At 68.7% G+C, this 19,041-nt stretch carries 23 protein-coding genes; 16 read left to right on the top strand and 7 right to left on the bottom strand.

Annotation, left to right across the window (positions count from 1 at the left end):
- Positions 1-2: 2 nt before the first annotated feature.
- Positions 3-899 carry a MurR/RpiR family transcriptional regulator gene (locus tag VHAB30_RS00215; RefSeq protein WP_159275422.1) on the bottom strand — a complete coding sequence of 299 codons (897 nt, stop codon included), beginning with the start codon at positions 897-899 and terminating at the stop codon, positions 3-5.
- A 122-nt stretch (positions 900-1,021) separates the two neighbouring features.
- Here VHAB30_RS00215 and VHAB30_RS00220 point away from each other — a divergent pair, with 122 nt between their 5' ends.
- Together VHAB30_RS00220 and VHAB30_RS00225 are read left to right on the top strand one after the other, a co-directional pair.
- Entirely contained in the window at positions 1,022-2,023 is a 1,002-nt protein-coding gene (locus VHAB30_RS00220; protein ID WP_062479498.1) for a Bug family tripartite tricarboxylate transporter substrate binding protein, read from the top strand.
- Positions 2,024-2,039: 16 nt separating this feature from the next.
- Entirely contained in the window at positions 2,040-2,990 is a 951-nt protein-coding gene (locus VHAB30_RS00225) for a M14 family metallopeptidase (protein WP_159275423.1), read from the top strand.
- A 9-nt stretch (positions 2,991-2,999) separates the two neighbouring features.
- On the opposite strand, the gene kefC is transcribed toward VHAB30_RS00225, so the two are convergent.
- Together kefC and kefF are read right to left on the bottom strand one after the other, a co-directional pair.
- Positions 3,000-4,862 (bottom strand): glutathione-regulated potassium-efflux system protein KefC, encoded by a 1,863-nt coding sequence (gene kefC / locus VHAB30_RS00230; RefSeq protein WP_062479493.1) that lies wholly within the window; start codon positions 4,860-4,862, stop codon positions 3,000-3,002.
- A 2-nt stretch (positions 4,863-4,864) separates the two neighbouring features.
- Entirely contained in the window at positions 4,865-5,590 is a 726-nt protein-coding gene (gene kefF, locus VHAB30_RS00235) for a glutathione-regulated potassium-efflux system oxidoreductase KefF (RefSeq protein WP_159275424.1), read from the bottom strand.
- Positions 5,591-5,682: 92 nt separating this feature from the next.
- Between kefF and VHAB30_RS00240 the strand changes: the two genes are divergently transcribed.
- Both VHAB30_RS00240 and VHAB30_RS00245 read left to right on the top strand, forming a co-directional pair.
- Positions 5,683-6,303, top strand: a complete 621-nt coding sequence (locus VHAB30_RS00240) for a ParA family protein (RefSeq protein ID WP_070061962.1) — start codon at positions 5,683-5,685, stop codon at positions 6,301-6,303.
- Between the two features lie 73 nt (positions 6,304-6,376).
- On the top strand, positions 6,377-6,847 hold the full coding sequence (locus VHAB30_RS00245; protein ID WP_062479484.1) for a MaoC family dehydratase: 471 nt from the start codon (positions 6,377-6,379) through the stop codon (positions 6,845-6,847).
- A gap of 25 nt (positions 6,848-6,872) precedes the next feature.
- Here VHAB30_RS00245 and VHAB30_RS00250 read toward each other — a convergent pair whose 3' ends face one another.
- The 3 genes from VHAB30_RS00250 to VHAB30_RS00260 form a co-directional block, all read right to left on the bottom strand.
- Positions 6,873-7,166, bottom strand: a complete 294-nt coding sequence (locus VHAB30_RS00250) for a DUF4148 domain-containing protein (protein WP_159275425.1) — start codon at positions 7,164-7,166, stop codon at positions 6,873-6,875.
- Between the two features lie 116 nt (positions 7,167-7,282).
- Entirely contained in the window at positions 7,283-7,744 is a 462-nt protein-coding gene (gene trmL / locus VHAB30_RS00255; protein ID WP_159275426.1) for a tRNA (uridine(34)/cytosine(34)/5-carboxymethylaminomethyluridine(34)-2'-O)-methyltransferase TrmL, read from the bottom strand.
- Positions 7,745-7,775: 31 nt separating this feature from the next.
- Positions 7,776-8,492, bottom strand: a complete 717-nt coding sequence (locus VHAB30_RS00260) for a ComF family protein (RefSeq protein WP_139699928.1) — start codon at positions 8,490-8,492, stop codon at positions 7,776-7,778.
- A 22-nt stretch (positions 8,493-8,514) separates the two neighbouring features.
- Here VHAB30_RS00260 and VHAB30_RS00265 point away from each other — a divergent pair, with 22 nt between their 5' ends.
- The 8 genes from VHAB30_RS00265 to VHAB30_RS00295 all read left to right on the top strand — a co-directional run bounded on the left by VHAB30_RS00265 (position 8,515) and on the right by VHAB30_RS00295 (position 14,996).
- Entirely contained in the window at positions 8,515-9,429 is a 915-nt protein-coding gene (locus VHAB30_RS00265; protein WP_159275427.1) for a class I SAM-dependent methyltransferase, read from the top strand.
- A 163-nt stretch (positions 9,430-9,592) separates the two neighbouring features.
- Complete coding sequence (locus tag VHAB30_RS00270) at positions 9,593-10,069, top strand: DUF2244 domain-containing protein (protein ID WP_056578078.1); 477 nt, start codon at positions 9,593-9,595, stop codon at positions 10,067-10,069.
- Between the two features lie 59 nt (positions 10,070-10,128).
- Positions 10,129-11,307: a cytochrome c oxidase subunit II gene (gene coxB / locus VHAB30_RS00275; RefSeq protein ID WP_062481354.1), complete on the top strand. Its 1,179-nt coding sequence runs from the start codon at positions 10,129-10,131 to the stop codon at positions 11,305-11,307.
- 43 nt (positions 11,308-11,350) lie between these two features.
- A complete protein-coding gene (gene ctaD / locus VHAB30_RS00280) occupies positions 11,351-12,988 on the top strand; it encodes a cytochrome c oxidase subunit I (RefSeq protein WP_062481356.1) in 1,638 nt (545 codons plus the stop codon).
- A gap of 40 nt (positions 12,989-13,028) precedes the next feature.
- Positions 13,029-13,145 carry a cytochrome oxidase small assembly protein gene (locus VHAB30_RS31020; protein ID WP_216360125.1) on the top strand — a complete coding sequence of 39 codons (117 nt, stop codon included), beginning with the start codon at positions 13,029-13,031 and terminating at the stop codon, positions 13,143-13,145.
- 36 nt (positions 13,146-13,181) lie between these two features.
- Positions 13,182-13,811: a cytochrome c oxidase assembly protein gene (locus tag VHAB30_RS00285; RefSeq protein ID WP_095950886.1), complete on the top strand. Its 630-nt coding sequence runs from the start codon at positions 13,182-13,184 to the stop codon at positions 13,809-13,811.
- 53 nt (positions 13,812-13,864) lie between these two features.
- Positions 13,865-14,032: a DUF2970 domain-containing protein gene (locus VHAB30_RS00290; RefSeq protein WP_082818316.1), complete on the top strand. Its 168-nt coding sequence runs from the start codon at positions 13,865-13,867 to the stop codon at positions 14,030-14,032.
- Between the two features lie 82 nt (positions 14,033-14,114).
- Positions 14,115-14,996: a cytochrome c oxidase subunit 3 gene (locus VHAB30_RS00295; protein ID WP_062481365.1), complete on the top strand. Its 882-nt coding sequence runs from the start codon at positions 14,115-14,117 to the stop codon at positions 14,994-14,996.
- 80 nt (positions 14,997-15,076) lie between these two features.
- On the opposite strand, the gene VHAB30_RS00300 is transcribed toward VHAB30_RS00295, so the two are convergent.
- On the bottom strand, positions 15,077-15,307 hold the full coding sequence (locus VHAB30_RS00300) for a twin transmembrane helix small protein (RefSeq protein WP_062481367.1): 231 nt from the start codon (positions 15,305-15,307) through the stop codon (positions 15,077-15,079).
- Between the two features lie 27 nt (positions 15,308-15,334).
- Between VHAB30_RS00300 and VHAB30_RS00305 the strand changes: the two genes are divergently transcribed.
- Genes VHAB30_RS00305 through cyoE form a run of 4 tightly spaced genes read left to right on the top strand, consistent with a single transcriptional unit; the run spans position 15,335 to position 19,036 of the window.
- Entirely contained in the window at positions 15,335-16,219 is an 885-nt protein-coding gene (locus VHAB30_RS00305; RefSeq protein ID WP_235926360.1) for an SURF1 family protein, read from the top strand.
- On the top strand, positions 16,203-16,886 hold the full coding sequence (locus tag VHAB30_RS00310; RefSeq protein WP_159275428.1) for a hypothetical protein: 684 nt from the start codon (positions 16,203-16,205) through the stop codon (positions 16,884-16,886). Before VHAB30_RS00305 ends, VHAB30_RS00310 begins: the two co-directional genes overlap by 17 nt.
- Positions 16,887-16,910: 24 nt before the next feature.
- Positions 16,911-18,134: a COX15/CtaA family protein gene (locus tag VHAB30_RS00315; RefSeq protein WP_159272987.1), complete on the top strand. Its 1,224-nt coding sequence runs from the start codon at positions 16,911-16,913 to the stop codon at positions 18,132-18,134.
- Positions 18,131-19,036 carry a heme o synthase gene (gene cyoE / locus VHAB30_RS00320; protein WP_095950890.1) on the top strand — a complete coding sequence of 302 codons (906 nt, stop codon included), beginning with the start codon at positions 18,131-18,133 and terminating at the stop codon, positions 19,034-19,036. Before VHAB30_RS00315 ends, cyoE begins: the two co-directional genes overlap by 4 nt.
- Positions 19,037-19,041 lie beyond the last annotated feature (5 nt).

Here is a 19,041-nt window from a genome sequence, read left to right on the forward strand (position 1 = left end):
GTTCAGGCGGCGCGGGGCGCCGCCTCGTTCCAGTGCGGCTCCCACAGCGCCGCGCCGCGCTCGAACACGGCGGCCAGCTCCTTCTTGCGCCGCTGCGCCACCGCGGTGATCAAGGCATTGCAGACCGACAGCGCCGCCGTGTACGAATCGAAGGGCGAGGCGCTGGAGGTGCGCACCAGCAGCAGGTGATCGGCCGAGGCTGCCGCAGGCGCCGTGGGGCTGTCGGTGACCATGACGACCTTCGCGCCCTTCTCGCGGAAGTAGGCCGCCGTGCGCGCGATCGCGAGCGAGTGGCGGCGGAAGGTAAGCGTGAGCAGCAGGTCGTTGTCGTCGATGCGCAGCAGCTGGTCTTCCAGCGGCAGCGCGCCCGCGCCACCCAGCAGCCGCACATCGGGCAGGCACAGGTTCAGGTTCAGCGCGAGGTGGCTGGCCAGCGGCAGGCCGTTGCGCTGGCCGAGCACGTGCACGCGCACCTTGCGCTGCGTGAGCAGCTTCACCGCCGCCTCGAACGCGCCCACGTCGAGCGCCGCGAAGGTGGCGGCCAGGTTGTGCTGGTCGTGCAGCAGCGCGTTGTCCAGGCAGCTGCGTACGGAGGTGTCGTCGCCGATGACCGCGTCGGCGCGCGTGGCAGGCGAGGCCAGCAGGGCGGTGACTTCGGCGCGCGCCTCCATCTGCGCCTGGGCGTAGCTCTCGTAGCCCAGCTTGGCGAGCAGCCGCACCACGGTCGAGGCGCTGGTGCCCACCTTTCTTGCAAGGCTCGTTGCAGATTCGAGCAGCCCCTGCGGGTGGTGCGCCTGCAATTCCTCGATGAGGCGTCGCTCGCTTTTCGTGAGCTTCTTGCCATAGCCCGAGATGCGCTGGTTCAGGCTGGGGGCGGCGGGGGTGTCTGCGTGCGGCATCGGAGAAACCTCATGTTTGCAACGAGTATTGCAAAAATTGGGCCTCCTTGCAAAAATGAATGCACGATTTCGGCCGGACCTGTCCGCCCGATTGCCCGCTTCTTCTGCAGAAAGACCTTGCCATGCGTTCCACCACCCCCGCCGTGCCCGCCCTGCGTCGGCGCGAGATCCTCGGCGCCGGCCTGACGGCGGCGCTGCTGCCCCTGTCCGCGCGCGCCCAGGCCTTTCCGGCCCGCCCGGTCACGCTGGTGGTGCCGTTCCCGGCCGGCGGCTCGGTCGACCTGATCGCGCGGCTGTACGCCGAGCCGCTGTCGAAGGCGCTGGGCACGCCGGTGGTCATCGACAACCGTGCCGGCGCGGGCGGCTCCATCGCCAGCGCGCAGGTGGCGCGCGCCAAGCCCGACGGCTACACGCTCGTGGTGTCGTCGCAGAGCTCGCACCTGGCCAACCCGCTGACGCAGGCCAACCCGGGCTACGACCCGATCAAGGATTTCCTGTCCATCAGCCAGCTCGCGCGCTCCATCAACGTGCTGCTGGTGAACCCGGCCGTGCCTGCCAAGACCTTCAAGGAGTTCGTGGCGCTGGTGAAGTCGCGCCCGGGCGAGCTCAACTTCTGCAGCGCCGGGCCGGGCAGCATGGGCCAGCTCAACGTCGAGCTGATGAAGTCGCAACTGCAGCTCAACGCCACGCACGTGCCCTACCGCGGCGGCGGCCCGCTGGTGACCGCGCTGATCTCGAACGAAGTGCAGTTCGGCCTGGACAACCTCGCGCCTTTCCTGCCGCACATCCAGGCCGGCAAGCTGCGCGCGCTGGCCGTGGCCTCGCCCACGCGCGTCGCGGCATTGCCCGACGTGCCGACTTTCACCGAACTGGGTTACCCGGTGCTGAACACCACGTCGTGGATCGGCCTGGCCGCGCCCGCGAAGACGCCGCCCGAGGTCATCGCCGCGCTGCACAAGGCGGTGCGCACGGTGGCCGACCAGCCGACGATGGTCGAGGCGCTGCTGGCGCGCGGCTCGCTCGCGCCCGAGGCGCAATCGCCCGCGCAGTTCACGGCCATGATGTCGGAGCGGCTCGCGCTGTACGGCGAGATGGTCAAGCGCGCCGGCATCCGCGGCGAGTGAGCGGGCGGCTGGTTCCATGACGCAGACACTGCCGACCTTCGCACCCGACACCGCACCGCTGGAGGTGCTGCCGCGCGACCTCTCGGCCTACCGCCAGGGCAACACCGGCATCGACTACGTGCACCGCTTCGCGTCCGGCAAGCCGGGCCCGCACGTGCTCGTCAACGCGCTCACGCACGGCAACGAGATCTGCGGCATGGTCGCGGCCACGCACCTGCTCGACACCGGCGTGCGCCCGAAGATCGGCACGCTCACCGTGAGCTTCGCGAACGTCGAGGCCTACGAGGCCTTCGACATCGACCGGCCCTACGAGAACCGCCAGCTGGTGCACAACCTGAACCGCATCTGGTCGCCTGAGCTGCTCGACGGCACCGAACACAGCCCCGAGCTGCGCCGCGCGCGCGAGCTGCGGCCCGTGCTCGACGCGGCCGACTACGTGCTGGACATCCATTCCACGCGCGCCCCCGTGCAGCCCTTCTGGGTCTACCCGGAGTTCGAACGCAATGCAGGCCTGGCGCAGGCCGTCGGCGGCCCGGCGGTGCACCTCGTGATGCCCGTGGGCGCTGCGCCCGGCACAGGTGTCACGGCGTACGGCCGCCACGGCGAGCCGGGCATCGACGGCGGTGCGGTGGTGGTCGAGTGCGGCCAGCACTTCGCGCAGTCGGCGGCCGACCTGGCGACCGACGTGTCGCTGCGCTTTTTGGCGCACCTCGGGCTCGTCGACCCGGTGCCGCGCGTGCCGGTGGCCGCGCGCCGCTTCCGGCTGCTCGAGGTCCACATGGTCACGTCGGACGACTTCGCCTTCGTGCGCCCCGTGCTCGGCTTCGAGACCTTCGACCAGGGTGAGCTGATCGCGGTGCAAGCCGGGCGCGAGATCCGCTCGCCCTGCGACGGCTGCACGATCTTCATGCCGACCCGCGCACCGGTGATCGGCCGCGAGGGCGTGTACCTGACCGTGCCGGTCTGACCTGGGGCCTCAGGACGCCTTCGCGTCGCCCGCTGGTTCGTCTTCGCCGAGCCGGTCCCAGTCCTGGCCCGAGCGCAGCTTGCGCTCCTCGCGCTCGCGCGCCATCTGTTCCTCGAACTGCTGGCGGCCCGCCTTGTTGGCGGCGATCAGCTTGGCGCGGTCCTTGTAGTGCGGGTAGATCTCGTCGCTGAGCTTGAGGTTTCGCTGGCGGAAACGCATCGACGCCTCGCGCGCCTCGGCCGCCGGCCAGCCCAGCGCCTCCAGCGCCGAGCGCGCGCTGCGCAGCGACGACTCGAACACCTCGCGCTCGATGTCCTGCACGCCGCGGTCGCGCAGCTGGAACAGGTGGGTCACGTTGCGTGCGCGCGCAATGATGCGCGCCTGCGGAAAGTTCTCGCGCACCAGGTCGACGATGTCCAGCGACTGCTCGATGTCGTCCACCGCCACCACGATGGCGCGCGCAGTGCCGGCGCCCGCGGTGCGCAGCAGGTCCAGCCGCGTGGCGTCGCCGTAGAACACCCGGAAGCCGAACTGGCGCAGGCCTTCGACGGTGTCGGCGTCGTGGTCGAGCACCGTCACGCGCAGGCCCTGCGACATCAGCAGGCGCCCGACGATCTGGCCGTAGCGCCCGAAGCCGCAGATCAGCACCTTGGCGTCCTGCTGCTCCGAAATCTCTTCGAGCTGCGGCCCGCCCGCGTGGCTGTAGCGCGGCAGCACGAACTTGTCGAGCAGCACCAGCAGGAGCGGCGACAGCAGCATCGAGAGCGCCACCGCGCCGATCAGCAGCGAGGTGGTCTGCGGCGGCAGCACGTCGGGCCCAGCGGCCTGGAACACCACGAAGGCGAACTCGCCGCCCTGCGCCAGCAGCAGCGTGAACACCGGCCGCTCCTGGTAGGCCAGGCCCATCGCCTTGGCGAGCGCGTAGATCACCACCAGCTTGATGACCAGGAAGCTCACGACCAGCAAGGCCATGACCCCCGGGTTGGCCAGCAGCACGCCGAAGTTGATCGACATGCCCACCGCGATGAAGAACAGCCCGAGCAGCAGGCCCTTGAAGGGCTCGATGTCGGTCTCGAGCTCGCGCCGGTACTCGCTCTCGGCCAGCAGCACGCCGGCCAGGAAGGCGCCCAGCGCCATCGACAGGCCGACGAACTGCATCAGCGCCGCGATGGCCACCACCAGCAGCAGCGCGGCGGCGGTGAAGATCTCGGGCGTGTCGCTGCGCGCGATCCAGCGCAGGATCGGGCGCAGCAGCAGCCGGCCGCCGAGGATGATGCCGGCGATCACGCCGACGATCTTCAGCGCTTCGAGTGCGCGGTCCAGCCCGCTCACGGCCTGCTCGGCTGCCGTGGCACCAGCCAGCAGCGGCAGCAGCGCAAGGATCGGGATCGCCGCCACGTCCTGGAACAGCAAGATCGAGAAGCCGGCCTGGCCGCTGGGCGTTTTCAGCAGGTTGCGTTCGCCGAACACCTGCAGCGCGATCGCGGTGGACGACAGCGCCAGCCCGAGGGCGGCCACCAGTGCCACGCGCCACGGCGCGCCCACGGCCCAGCCGACGGCGAACAGCACCGCCGCGCAGCTGAGCACCTGCGCCGATCCCCAGCCGAAGATCGGGCGGCGCAGGCTCCACAGGCGCTTGGGCTCGAGCTCGAGGCCCACCAGGAACAGCATCAGCACCACGCCGAACTCGGCGAAATGCAGCACGTCTTCGACGCTGGACACGAGGCCCAGGCCCCAGGGGCCGATGGCGATGCCGGCCACGAGGTAGCCGATGATCGAGCCCAGGCCCAGGGCCTTGGACAGCGGCACCACCAGCACGGCGGCGCTCAGGTAGATCAGGCTGCTGGTCAGCCAGGCGGGTGCGTGTTCCATGCTCAGGCCGCCTTGTGGGTGCTGCTGCCGTTGGCGACGGCCAGGCCGTGCGTCATCGCGCTGTGGAACGCGCCGGCCATCACCTGGCCCACGTCGTCGGATTCGGCGGGGCGGTCGGTCTCGGGCACCGGGCAGGCGATGCAGGCATCGAGCTCGTCCATCTCCGGCCACACCGGGTAGCTTTCCAGGCGCTGCACGAACACCTCGACATGCGCGGCCACCTCGGCCTCGCTGGCGCGGCGCGCGCCGTGCAGCAGCAGCGGCGGCAAAAAGCGCATGCCGCACAGCGCGGCGGTCTGCTCGTAGGGCGGCAGGAAAGCGTCGAAGAAATAGCGGTTGTAGCTTTGCGGGTGGTAGCTCGGCTCGGGGCCGCCGGTGGTGGCGACCAGCCAGCAGTCCTTGCCCTGCAGCGCGGTGCCGCCGGGGCCGTAGGCCCAGCCGTAGCCCAGCACGTCGTCGACCCAGAGCTTCTGCAGCGGCGGCATCGAATACCACTGGATCGGGTGCAGCAGCACCACCAGGTCCGCGCGCGCCAGCCGCTCGCGTTCGGCTTCGACGTCGATGGCGAAATCGGGGTAGCTGCCGTACAGGTCGTTCACGTCGGCGCCGGGCACGCGCTGCGCCGCGGCGAACAGCCGGCGGTTCACGCGCGAGTCGCGCCAGTGGGGGTGGGCCGCCAGCACATAGATGCTGCCGGCGGGGTTCTCCGTGGATGTTGTTGTCGTCATGTGGCGAACATAACGCAGACGGCCCGCCGTCGCCGACGCGCCACCCGGGGCGACTACCATCCAGCCCTGTTCCAGTTCTGGAGGAGATCCTCATGCCGGTGGTTCTGGTCGCCAATCCCAAGGGGGGCGTGGGCAAGTCGACGATTGCAACGAACATCGCGGGCTACTTCGCGAGCCGCGGCCATGCCGTGATGCTCGGCGACGTGGACCGCCAGCAGTCCTCGCGGCTGTGGCTCGGCCTGCGCCCGCCGCAGGCCCGCCCCATCGCCACCTGGGAAGCCACCGGCGACAGCACCGTGGTGCGCCCGCCGCGCGGCACCACCCACGCGGTGCTCGACACGCCGGCCGGCCTGCACGGCTGGCGCTTCAAGGAGGTGCTGGCGCTGGCCGATCGCGTGATCGTGCCGCTGCAGCCGAGCATCTTCGACATCTACGCCACGCGCGATTTCCTCGACCGCCTGCTGGAAAGCCGCCGCGCCGAGAAGACCCGCATCGGCCTGGTCGGCATGCGCGTGAACGCCCGCACGCTGGCGGCCGACCGGCTGCACGAGTTCATCGCCGGCCTGGGCGTGCCCGTGCTGGGCGAGCTGCGCGACACGCAGAACTACGTGCAGCTGGCCGCGCGCGGGCTCACGCTGTTTGACATTGCCCCGGGGCGCGTGCAGCGCGACCTGGACCAGTGGGCGCCGATCTGCGAATGGCTCGACGCCTGAACTGATCCCCCGGATTTCCCTGAATCCCGGTTGTCGCAAGTCCGACAGCCAGCCTTGTGCCCTTGGCACCAGAATGCCCCGCATGACCAAAAAGACATTCCAGACCCTTCAGGATCTCGCCGCCTGCGTCGGCCAGGAAGTCGCCGTGAGCGACTGGATCAGCGTGACGCAGCAGCAGGTCAACCAGTTCGCCGAGGCGACGGGCGACCACCAGTGGATCCACGTCGATGTGGAGCGGGCCAAGTCCGGCCCCTTCGGCGCGCCGATCGCGCACGGGTTTCTCACCTTGTCGCTGCTGCCGAAGTTCTTCGAGACGGCCATCGACGTGGTCGAGTCGCGCATGGGCGTGAACTACGGCCTGAACCGCGTGCGCTTCATGTCGCCGGTGCCCGTGGGCCAGCGTCTGCGCGCGCGCATGAAGCTGCTGAGCGCCGAGCCGATTCCCAACAACGGCCTGCAGATGACCTGGGAAACCACCATCGAACTCGAAGGCGCCGCCAAGCCGGCGTGCGTCGCCGAGTCGGTGGTGCGCCGTTTTCCCTGAGCGGACTTTTTCTTCTTCTCTCTACTTACATCCGGCGGTCGGTGACCTCGCCGTAGGTGGCCGCGCCCTGCCGGGTGATGCCGACGGCGCTCGCGCGCACCGCCGCGCGGTCGACGTTGCCCGCGGTCGGGCGGGCCACGCCGGTGCCGCCATTGCTGATCTGCAGCGGCTGCATGGCTTGCGCCTGGACCTGGGCACGCGTCAGCGACGACTGGAAGGGCGCGGGTGGCAGCGGGTTCTGCTCGCCCTGGAAGGCATGGGCGCCGCCGGCGAAGGCGAGGGCGGCGATCGTGATGAGGCGCAGGGTGGTGGTGTGCATGGCGGGACTCCTTGGCAGTCAGCGTTGAGGGGACGGATGCCGGTGCGAATCACCGGCATGCCTTCCCATACGCTGCCCGGCACCGATCGGATGTGCCCCTGCCGTGCGAAGGGCCGTCAGGCGAAATCGTTCTGCCGCCAGGCTTCGAACACCGTGACCGCCACCGCGTTCGACAAGTTCAGGCTGCGCTGGCCGGCGCGCATCGGCAGCCGCAGGCGCTGCGCTTCGGCAAAGCCGTCGCGGATCGCGGGCGGCAGGCCGGCGGTTTCCGAGCCGAACACCAGCCAGTCGCCGGGCTGGAAACGCACGTCGTGCACGGGGCGGGAGCCGCGCGTGGTCAGCGCGAACATGCGCTCGGCCGGCGGTTGCTGCGTAGCCAGCAGTGCGGCCCAGTCGGCGTGGCGCTTGACTTCGGCGTACTCGTGGTAATCGAGCCCGGCGCGGCGCAGCAGGCGGTCGTCCATCGAAAAGCCGAGCGGCTCCACCAGGTGCAGCGTGCAGCCGGTGTTGGCCGCGAGCCGGATCACGTTGCCGGTGTTCGGCGGAATTTCGGGGTGGACCAGGACGATATGGAACATGCGCCGATTGTCGCGGGCGCCGCCGATGGCTTCAGCGCGGCGGATCGGTCCGCGCCAGCACCACGCCGGTGATGTGCGCCGCGCCCGCCAGGCGCAAGGTGGCGGCCGCGGCGAACAACGAGGCGCCGCTGGTCATCACGTCGTCCACCAGCACCACGCGCCGCCCCCGCAGCCCGTCGGCGCGCAGCGGCTCCACCGCGAAGGCGCCGCGCAGGTTGCGCAGCCGGTCGGCGCGCGGCAGGCCGCTCTGCGCGGGCGTGTCGCGCGTGCGCAGCAGCAGGGTGGCGTCGGTCTTGGCCGGTGCCAGCCGGCGGGCAAGTTCATGCGCCTGGTTGAAGCCGCGCTCGGCCAGCCGGCCGGGCGCCAGCGGCATCGGCAGCACGAGGTCGCACTGTTCCAGCGCCGGCTCCACCCACGGCGCGCTGCGCAGCAGGGTGGCCAGCGGGCCGGCCCAGCCCGCCTCGCCGCGGAATTTGAACTGGGCGATGCAGTCGGGCCACGGCCAGGCATAGGTGCAGGCGGCGAGGCAGGCGTCGAGCGGTGGCGGGTGCTTGATGCACTCGCCGCAGCGCGCCACGCCCTCGGGCATCGGCAGCGCGCAGCCGCCGCAGCGCGGGGTCGGCGGCGCGAAGCGGGCCACGCAGGCGTCGCACACGCGCTGCGCCGGCCAGGCGCGGCAGACCTCGCACTGGCTGGGCAGCCGCGCGAGCAGCGAGGTGAAAGGCCTCAGGGCCCGGCGGTTGTACATGCCTCAATATACTCACGGCCCCATGGCCACCGACCCCGCAAGAAGACCGCCGACCATCGATCCCACGGCGGCCGACCGCTGGCGCCGGCTCGCGCCCGCCGAGGGCTCGCCCTGGCTGCACGAGGAAATCGGTCGCCGGATGGAAGACCGGCTGCAATGGATCAAGGCCCAGCCCCGCACCTGGGCCGACTGGTCGCCGCTGCGCGGCGGCCTCGAGGCCCACGCGCTGCTCGCCCGCCGCTACCGCGACGCCGAAGCCTTCGTCATCGAACCCGAGCCCGCGCTGGCCGAACGAACGGGCGAAGCGCTGACCGCGCCCTGGTGGAGCGCGCGTCGCTGGCAGGGCGGCAAGGCCCGCTTCGACGCCACGCCTGAAGACGGCGTCGACCTGCTCTGGGCCAACATGTCGCTGCACATGGCGGCCGACCCCGAGGCGCTCATCGCGCAGTGGCACCGGCTGGTCGCGACCAACGGCTTCCTGATGTTCTCCTGCCTGGGCCCGGACACCGTGCGCGAGCTGCGCGCCCTGCATGCCCGGCTCGGCTGGCCCGCCGCCGGCCATGAATACACCGACATGCACGACTGGGGCGACATGCTCGTGCATGCCGGCTTCGCCGAGCCCGTGATGGACATGGAGCGCATCGTGCTCACCTGGGCCACCCCCGAGGCCGCCCTGGCCGAGCTGCGCACCTTGGGGCGCAACCTGCATCCGGCGCGCTTTCCCGCACTGCGCGGCAAGGCCTGGCACCGCGCGCTCAAGCAGGCCCTGCCCGAGCTGGCGCCGGCCGCGGAAGGCGAGGGCCGCATCGCGCTGACCTTCGAGGTCATCTACGGCCACGCCTTCAAGCCGACGCCGCGCGTGGCGCTGTCGCCCGAGAGCGCGGTCTCGCTGCGCGAGATGCGATCGATGCTCCAGCGCGGCCGCCCTGGCGCCTGAGCGACCCGGCAGCCCTCATTCGGTGCGCGGGGCCCGCGCTCTACCCGCTACAATCCGCCGTTGCGTGAAACTCGCGGGTATTGTCCCGTGATCGAGGGGTGTCGGATCCTGTTTGTACGAGGGGTTTGGCCACCATCGACGCACCGATTTGCTGAACTCGCCCGTGTCGAATTCCGTGTTTCGTTTTGCCACCGTCTCAGGCCAGAACATCCACTGGTTCCTGAAACGCAATTGCTCGGTGACGCCGAGCCAGCTGGGCTGGCTCTACGCCTCGCTGTGCGTGGTATCTCTGGGAACGGGCATGGTGTTCTGGCTGCACGGTGCGCCGCTGGTATTGCCATTCGCCTGGCTCGAACTGGCCGCGGTGGGCTTTGCGTTCATGATGTACGCGCGGCATGCCACCGATGGCGAACGGATCGCGCTGCAAGGCGGACGCCTCGTCGTGGAGCTCGAGAACGGTGGGCACTACGAACGCACGGAATTTCTTCCGCACCAGGTGCGGATCGAACCGCAGACCGGCGATCGTTCGCTGATCGAGGTCTCGGGGCAAGGTCGATCGGTCAGGGTGGGGCGCTATGTACGCCCGGAGTTGCGAGCCGCACTGGCGCGCGAGATTCGCATGGCGTTGCGTGGCGCCTGAGGGGGCTCGCGCGGTGCTGCACGGTTGGGTTTTCGAAAAATTGAAGAAACGTGAACACGATGAAGAGCATTTGGCGCAATAAGTACAGGCCGGCGAATCTGTTGCTGGCGGCCGGCGCGGCGTTCAGCAACGCGGCGCACGCAGTCAACGATCTGCCCGGCGGCCCCGCGGTGCGCCAGCTGAATCTTCCGGTCGGCGTGACCAAGATCGCGCAGGAGCAGCATCTGCTCCACACGATCATGATGATCATCTGCACGGTCATCTTCGTCGCCGTGTTCGCGGTGATGTTCTATTCCATCTGGAAGCACCGCAAGTCGGTGGGCCACAAGGCTGCGAACTTCCATGAATCGGTGGTGGTCGAGGTCATCTGGACCATCGTGCCCTTCCTCATCGTGATCGTGATGGCGCTGCCCGCCACCAAGGTGCTCGTGGCCCAGAAGGACACCACGAACGCCGACCTCACGATCAAGACCACGGGCTACCAGTGGAAGTGGGGCTACGACTACCTGAACGGCGAAGGCGAGGGCCTGGCCTTCATCTCGACGCTCGACAGCTCGCAGCGCGCCATGTCCGACGCCGGTGCCAAGGGCGCCATGCCCGACGACTACCTGCTCAAGGTCGACAACCCGATGGTCGTGCCGGTGCAGAAGAAGGTCCGCATCATCACCACCGCGAACGACGTGATCCACGCCTTCGCCGTGCCGCAGCTGGGCCTCAAGCAGGACGCCATTCCCGGCTTCGTGCGCGACACCTGGTTCCGTGCCGAGACCGTGGGCGACTACTACGGCCAGTGCCAGGAACTGTGCGGCAAGGAACACGCCTACATGCCGATCCACGTGAAGGTGCTGTCGGCTGCCGACTACACCGCCTGGGTCGCCACCAAGCGCAAGGAAGCCGCCGCCAAGCTCGACGACCCGACCAAGGTCTGGACGCTGCCCGACATGCTGGCACGCGGCGAGAAGGTCTACGCCGCCAACTGCGCGGCCTGCCACCAGGCCAACGGCAAGGGCGCAGGCCCGATCAAGCCGCTCGACGGCGCAGCCAAGGTGACCGATTCCGACCACAAGGTGCAGCTGCTGGTGCTGCTCAACGGCCAGAACAACGGTGCCATGCCTGCCTGGAAGCAGCTGAGCGACACCGACCTCGCGGCCGTGGCCACGTACACCAAGAACAGCTGGTCGAACAAGACGGGCCAGCTGGTGCAACCGGCTGAAGTGCTGGCCCTGCGCGGCAAGTGATCCGACGGCGCCCCGCGAAGAAGAAATTGCAAGGAACAACGACATGAGCGCAGTCCTCGACCCCCACGGTCACGCCCCCGGCGGCCACGCACACGACGACCATCACGATCACCACGCGCCCACCGGCTGGCGCCGCTGGGTGTTCGCGACCAACCACAAGGACATCGGCACGCTCTACCTGCTGTTCAGCTTCACGATGCTGATGATCGGCGGCGTGCTCGCCCTGCTGATCCGCGCCGAGCTGTTCCAGCCCGGCCTGCAGATGGTGAACCCCGAGCTGTTCAACCAGTTCACCACCATGCACGGCCTGATCATGGTGTTCGGCGCCATCATGCCGGCCTTCGTGGGCTTCGCGAACTGGATGATCCCGCTGCAGATCGGCGCATCCGACATGGCGTTCGCGCGCATGAACAACTTCAGCTTCTGGCTGCTGATCCCGGCGGCCATCATGCTGGCCGGTTCGTTCTTCATGCCCGGCGGCGCGCCCGCGGCCGGCTGGACGCTGTACGCCCCGCTCACGCTGCAGATGGGCCCCTCGATGGACGCCGGCATCTTCGCGATGCACATCATGGGCGCCTCGTCGATCATGGGCTCGATCAACATCATCGTCACCATCCTGAACATGCGCGCTCCCGGCATGACGCTGATGAAGATGCCGATGTTCTGCTGGACGTGGCTCATCACCGCCTACCTGCTGATCGCCGTGATGCCCGTGCTCGCAGGCGCCATCACGATGACGCTGACCGACCGCCACTTCGGCACCAGCTTCTTCAACCCCGCCGGCGGCGGCGACCCGGTGATGTACCAACACATCTTCTGGTTCTTCGGCCACCCCGAGGTCTACATCATGATCTTGCCGGCCTTCGGCATCATCAGCCAGGTCGTTCCGGCCTTCGCCCGCAAGAAGCTCTTCGGCTACGCATCGATGGTGTACGCCACCTCGTCGATCGCCATCCTGTCGTTCATCGTGTGGGCCCACCACATGTTCACGACCGGCATGCCGCTCACGGGCCAGCTGTTCTTCATGTACGCGACCATGCTGATCGCCGTGCCCACGGCCGTGAAGATCTTCAACTGGATCGCCACCATGTGGCAGGGCTCGATGACCTTCGAGACGCCCATGCTGTTCGCGGTCGGCTTCATCTTCGTGTTCACGATGGGCGGCTTCACCGGCCTCATCCTCGCGGTCGCGCCGATCGACACGCAGCTGCAGGACACCTACTACGTGGTGGCCCACTTCCACTACGTGCTGGTGGCCGGCTCGCTGTTCGCCATGTTCTCGGGCTTCTACTACTGGGCGCCCAAGTGGACCGGTGTGATGTACAACGAAACGCGCGGCAAGGTCCACTTCTGGTGGTCGCTGATCTCGTTCAACGTCACCTTCTTCCCGATGCACTTCCTGGGTCTGGCCGGCATGCCGCGTCGCTACGCCGACTACCCCATGCAGTTCGCCGACTTCAACGCCATCGCTTCGGTGGGTGCGTTCTTCTTCGGCTTCGCGCAGGTCTACTTCTTCCTGTTCATCGTGCTGCCTTCGATGCGCGGCAAGGGTGAAGCAGCAGCCCAGAAGCCCTGGGAAGCGGCCGAAGGCCTCGAGTGGGAAGTGCCGTCGCCGGCCCCGTTCCACACCTTCGAGAACCCGCCCAAGCTTGACGTGACCGCCACCAAGGTGATCGGCTGATCACCCGCGCACGCCGGACAAGCACCACGACCGCACGACGATGACGACGCCTGAACAAAGAAGGAACAACCGACGCATGGGGCTCACGCTGGCCTCCATCGCGGTGATCTTCTTCATCGGCTTCATCGTCCGCATGGTCTGGTTCAGCGGTCGCTGACCGCGCCGCATCGCACTCCCGAACGGAAGCAACAGCATGAGCCTCGGTCAACGCATCCGCCGCGCCAACGTCCGCATGGTCGGCAAGCTGGCCGTCGTGACCTGCGGCATGTTCGCCTTCGGCTACGCGCTGGTGCCGATGTACCGCGCCATCTGCGAGATGACCGGCATCAACATCCTCGCGCTCTCCGAGCTCCAGGTGCCGGGCGGCGCCAGTGGCGCCAAGAACGTGCGCGTGCCGGACAACACGCAGGTCGACATGACCCGCACGATCAAGGTCGAGTTCGACTCCAACGTGCGCGGTGGTCTCTGGGACTTCAAGCCGGCCGAGCGCTTCATCGAAGTGCACCCGGGCCAGCTGAACACGGTGATGTACGAGTTCCAGAACACGCAGAACCGCCGCATGGCCGCACAGGCCATCCCGAGCTACGCGCCGCAGCAGGCCGCGGCGCATTTCAACAAGCTCGAGTGCTTCTGTTTCAACCAGTACACGCTTGATGCGGGCGAGAAGAAGCAGTGGCCGGTCGCCTTCGTGATCGATCCGAAGATCTCGAAGGACGTCAAGACCATCACGCTGTCGTACACCTTCTTCGAGGTGGGCGGCAAGACGCCTCCGGCCCCGGTGGCCGCCGTTTCGCATGTTGTCGCCGATGAGCCGCGCTCGTGACCTCGCCGTTGCCGCCCGAAGCTCCGCGCCGCAAGCCCACGCTGTGGGACACGATGAAGGCGGTGGGCTGGTCGTTCTTCGGGGTGCGCCGCAACAGCGCCTACAAGGAAGACTTGGGCAAGCTCAATCCGCTGCACGTCATCGTGGTGGCGTTTGCCGCAGTGATCGTCTTCGTGGTCGGGCTGGTGCTGCTGGTGCGGCATGTGGTCGCGGCCGCCTGAGCGTTGCCTGTTGAGCCAAAGACAAAAAACCACGATCTCCAGAATCATTGAATCGAGAGAAGAAAGAAAGCCAGGAGCTGATATGAGTTCAACCACCCACGGCACCACGCCCTACTACTTCGTGCCCGGACCCTCGGCCTACCCGGTCGTGTCCGCGATCGGCTTGTTCTTCGTGATCCTCGGCGCGGGGCAATGGATCAACAGCCACCAGTGGGGCGCCTGGTCGCTGCTGCTGGGCATGGTGATCTGGCTCGGCACGCTCTTCGTGTGGTTCCGCGCTGCCGTCGGCGAGAGCGAGAGCGGCCAGTACGGCCACAAGATCGATCTCTCGTACCGCTGGAGCATGAGCTGGTTCATCTTCTCGGAAGTGATGTTCTTCGGCGCCTTCTTCACGGCGCTGTGGTGGGCCCGCACCCACGCGCTGCCGACGCTCGGCAGCCTGGACAACGCGATCCTCTGGCCCGACTTCAAGGCCGTGTGGCCCAGCGTCGCGGCCGGTGTCACCGGTTCGCCGGCCGGCATCATCGAGCCCTTCCAGACCGTCGGCCCGTTCTGGCTGCCGACCATCAACACCGCGCTGCTGCTGAGTTCGGGCGTGACGCTGACCATCGCCCACCACGCGCTGCGCGCCGACCACCGCGCCCAGTGCATCCGCTTCATGTGGCTCACCGTGCTGCTGGGCGTGATCTTCCTGGGCGTGCAGGGCTACGAGTACTTCCACCTGTACACCGAACTGAACCTCAAGCTCAGCTCGGGCACCTACGGTTCGACCTTCTTCATGCTGACCGGCTTCCACGGCCTGCACGTGTTCATCGGCATGCTGATGCTGCTGTTCATCACGCTGCGCCTGCAGAAGGGCCACTTCACCGCCGAGCGTCACTTCGGCTTCGAAGGCGCCGCCTGGTACTGGCACTTCGTGGACGTGGTCTGGCTGGGCCTGTACGTGCTGGTCTATTGGCTTTGAGCGAAGAACCTCACGGCATTCCAGAAAAAAGGCGCCGTAAGGCGCCTTTTTCATGGTTCTCGTGGAACGAGCACCATCTGTTACTTCCCGAGCGGGAGCCCGGTGGGCTGGATGTAGCCGAGTTTCCAGGCCAGCAGCATGCACAGGAACAAAAAGACCGACAGGCCGATCCGAAAGGTGAGGGCGCGGGCCATGCCGCCGCGCTTGTTCTGCCCGTCGCGACCGTCCTTCAGCATGAAGTAGAGCGCGAAAGCGAGGCTCGCGAAGATGCCCAGAAAGATCAGGGCGACGAAGTATTTCATGACCCGCATTATCGGCCGCACGCCCCGTCCGCTCCAGTGACCCCCGAGCTTCCCGAGTCCGTTGTTTCCCCCGCCACGCCGCGCCGCCGCGCGGGCCGGGGCCGTTTCCTGGTCGTGACGCTGGCGGCCGTGTTGGCGCTGGCCGCCACCGTGTCGCTGGGCCGCTGGCAGCTGTCGCGCGCCGCGCAGAAAGAAGCGCTGCAAGCCCGCATCGACGCGCAAAAGCAGAAAGCCCCGCTGTCCCAGGCCGAGTTCCTGGCGCTGGGCGAAGCCGCCGGCGAAATGCACCGGCCAGTACACCTGCGCGGCCTGTGGCTCACGGCGCAGACGGTCTACCTGGACAACCGCCAGATGCACGGCACGCCGGGCTTCTACGTGCTGACGCCGTTCGCACTCGAAGGCAGCGAGCAGGCCGTGATGGTCCAGCGTGGCTGGGTGCAGCGCAATTTCGTCGACCGCACGCAGCTGGGCGCGGTCGAGACGCCGCCCGGCATCGTCGAGCTCACGGCGCTGATTGAGCCGCCGCCGAGCCATCTGTTCGAACTCGGCGCGAAGGCTGCGGTCGCACCGGCGCCTGCGGCATCGGCCGCTGCGCCGGCCCCTTCGGCTGCCGGCGCCAGCGCTCCGGCACCGGGCATTCAGGGGTCTTCCCCCATCCGGCAAAATCTCGACCTGGAGGCATTCCGCGGCGAGACCCAGCTGCCGCTGCGCACCGACGTGTCGCTGCAGCAGAGCGGGCCGGCGTCCGAGGGCCTGCAGCGCGACTGGCCGGCCCCGGCGTTGGGCCTCGAGAGGCACTACGGTTACGCATTCCAGTGGTTCGGCCTGTCGGCCCTCGTTGTCATCCTCTATGTCTGGTTCCAATTCATCTCCCCCTTCCGGCGCGCGCGGCGCCGCGCACGCGATGGCCGCGGCCTCTGACGAGCCGCTGGGCCTGACCGTGCACTCGATGCCGTCGCCGGGCCAGGCGCTGGACGAGGCCGAGAACCGCCGCACCGTCCACGGGCGCTGGAAGATGATCGCCGTGCTGCTGATGTGCGCGGCGCCCGTGATCGCCTCCTACTTCACCTACTACGTGATCCGCCCCGAGGGCCGCAGCGTGTACGGCGAGCTGATCGATCCGCAGCACGAGATGCCCCGCCTCACGGCAACCGACCGCAGCGGCGCGCCGGTCGAGCTGGCCACGCTCAAGGGCCAGTGGCTGCTGGTGGCAGTGGCCGACGCGGCCTGCGACGCGCTGTGCGAGCAGCAGCTGTACCTGCAGCGCCAGCTGCGCGAGAGCCTGGGCCGCGAGAAAGACCGCCTGGACCGCGTCTGGCTCGTGAGCGACGCGGCGCCCGTGCCCGAGCGCCTGACCAACGGCCTGCACGGCGCGACCGTGCTGCGCGTGCCGGCCGACCAGTTGGCACGCTGGCTCGCGCCCGTGCAAGGGCACGCGCTGTCCGAGCACCTCTACGTGGTTGATCCGATGGGCAACTGGATGATGCGTTTCCCGGCTCGCATGGACGCCGCCGGCGCGAGCCGCGCCAAGCGCGACATCGACCGCCTGCTGCGCGCCTCGTCGTCGTGGGACGAAGCGGGCCGCTGAGCCCGCGCGAACAACCACCGCCTCATGGACACGAGCTCCCTCTACGACCTCACGCCGATCGCCTGGATGATGGGCGCCGGCGTGCTGCTCGCGCTCGGACCGCTGGTCTGGGTGTGGCGCCGCAACGCCGGCTCTGGCCCTGCGCGGCGGCTGCATGCGCTGACCGTGCTCACGCTGTTCCTCACCTTCGACCTCACGCTGTTCGGCGCCTTCACGCGGCTCACCGATTCGGGCCTGGGCTGCCCCGACTGGCCCGGCTGCTACGGCAACGCCAGCCCGGCCGGCGCGCGCCACGAGATCGCGATGGCGCAGGCGGCCCAGCCGACCGGCCCGGTGACGCACAGCAAGGCCTGGATCGAGATGGTCCACCGCTACCTCGCGACCGGCGTTGGGGTGCTGATCCTCACGCTGGCCGGCGCCACCTGGATCGTGCGCCGCCGCCAGCGGCGCCAGCCCGCGCCGCCGGTCGACAGCGCGCACCACCACGTCGTGCTCAGTGCCTGGTGGCCCGCGGCCACGCTGGTCTGGGTCTGCCTGCAGGGCGCCTTCGGCGCCATGACCGTCACCTGGAAGCTGTTCCCCGCCATCGTCACGATGCACCTGATGGGCGCCATCGTGCTGCTCGCGCTGCTGTGCATCCAGGCCGTGCGCTACCGCCAGGTGGCGGCGCAGCGCCTGCCCACGGCCGTGTCGCCGGCCCTGCGCAACGGGCTGATCGCCACGGCGGTGCTGCTGGTGCTCCAGATCGCCCTGGGCGGCTGGGTCAGCACCAACTACGCGGTGCTGGCCTGCACGCAGTTCCCGACCTGCCAGGACAGCTGGTGGCCGCCGATGAACTTCGTGCAGGGCTTCGAGATCTGGCGCCACCTCGGCGTGACCGGCGAGGGCCAGCCGCTCGACTTTTCCGCGCTCACCGCCATCCACTACGCGCACCGCCTCATGGCGTACGCCGTGTTCGTGGCGCTCGGCCTGCTGGCCTGGCGTCTGCGCCGCCTCGAGGCGCTGCGCGCGCAGGCGCACTGGCTGGCCGGCCTGGCGCTGCTGCAGCTGGCCACGGGCCTGGGCAACGTGCTGCTCGGCTGGCCGCTGGCCGCCGCCGTGCTCCACACCGGCGGCGCCGCGGCGCTGGCCGTGGTCCTGACCTGGGCGTTGTGCGAGAGCCGGCGCGAAAGTGCCGCCGCTGCACCGATTCCGCGCGCCGTCGACAATGCGCGCGGCACCCCCCAACCGAAGAAAGCCACCGCGTGAGCACCCCGATTCCTGTTCAGCACGCCAGCACCGCCAACGTGCTGCGCCAGTTCTACGCGCTCACCAAGCCGCGCGTGGTGCAGCTGATCGTGTTCTGCGCGCTCATCGGCATGGTGCTGGCCGTGCCCGGCCTGCCGTCGTGGGCCGACGTGCAGCGCGGCGTGCTGGCTTGCATCGGCATCTGGCTGGTGGCTGGCGCCGCCGCCGCATTCAACTGCCTGGTCGAGAAGGGCATCGACGCCAAGATGAAGCGCACCGCCTGGCGCCCCACGGCGCGCGGGCAACTCAGCGACATGCAGGCGCTGGTGTTCTCGGCGCTGTTGTGCGCGGCCGGCTCGGCGCTGCTGTGGTTCACGGTCAACCCGCTGACCATGTGGCTCACGTTTGCCACCTTCGTCGGCTACGCGGTGATCTACACCGTCATCCTGAAGCCGCTGACGCCGCAGAACATCGTGATCGGCGGCGCCTCGGGCGCCATGCCGCCGGTGCTGGGCTGGTCGGCCATGACGGGCGACGTCGGCCCCGAGGCGCTGATCCTGTTCCTCATCATCTTCCTGTGGACCCCGCCGCACTTCTGGGCGCTGGCGCTGTACCGCGTCGAGGACTACCGCAAGGCCGGCCTGCCGATGCTGCCCGTGACGCACGGCAACGAGTTCACGCGGCTGCAGGTGCTGCTGTACACCTTCATCCTGTTCGCGGCGTGCCTGATGCCCTTCATCTACGGCATGAGCGGCTGGCTCTACCTCGTGGTCGCCATCGGCGTGAGCATCGGCTTCACCGGCTATGCCTTCGCGCTGTGGCGCAACTACTCCGACACGCTGGCGCGCAAGACCTTCCGGTTTTCGCTCATCCACCTGAGCGTGCTGTTCGCGGCGCTGCTCGTCGACCATTACCTCCGCTGACCGGA

It is taken from the genome of Variovorax boronicumulans (assembly GCF_009811375.1).
Classification (GTDB): Bacteria; Pseudomonadota; Gammaproteobacteria; order Burkholderiales; family Burkholderiaceae_C; genus Variovorax; species Variovorax boronicumulans.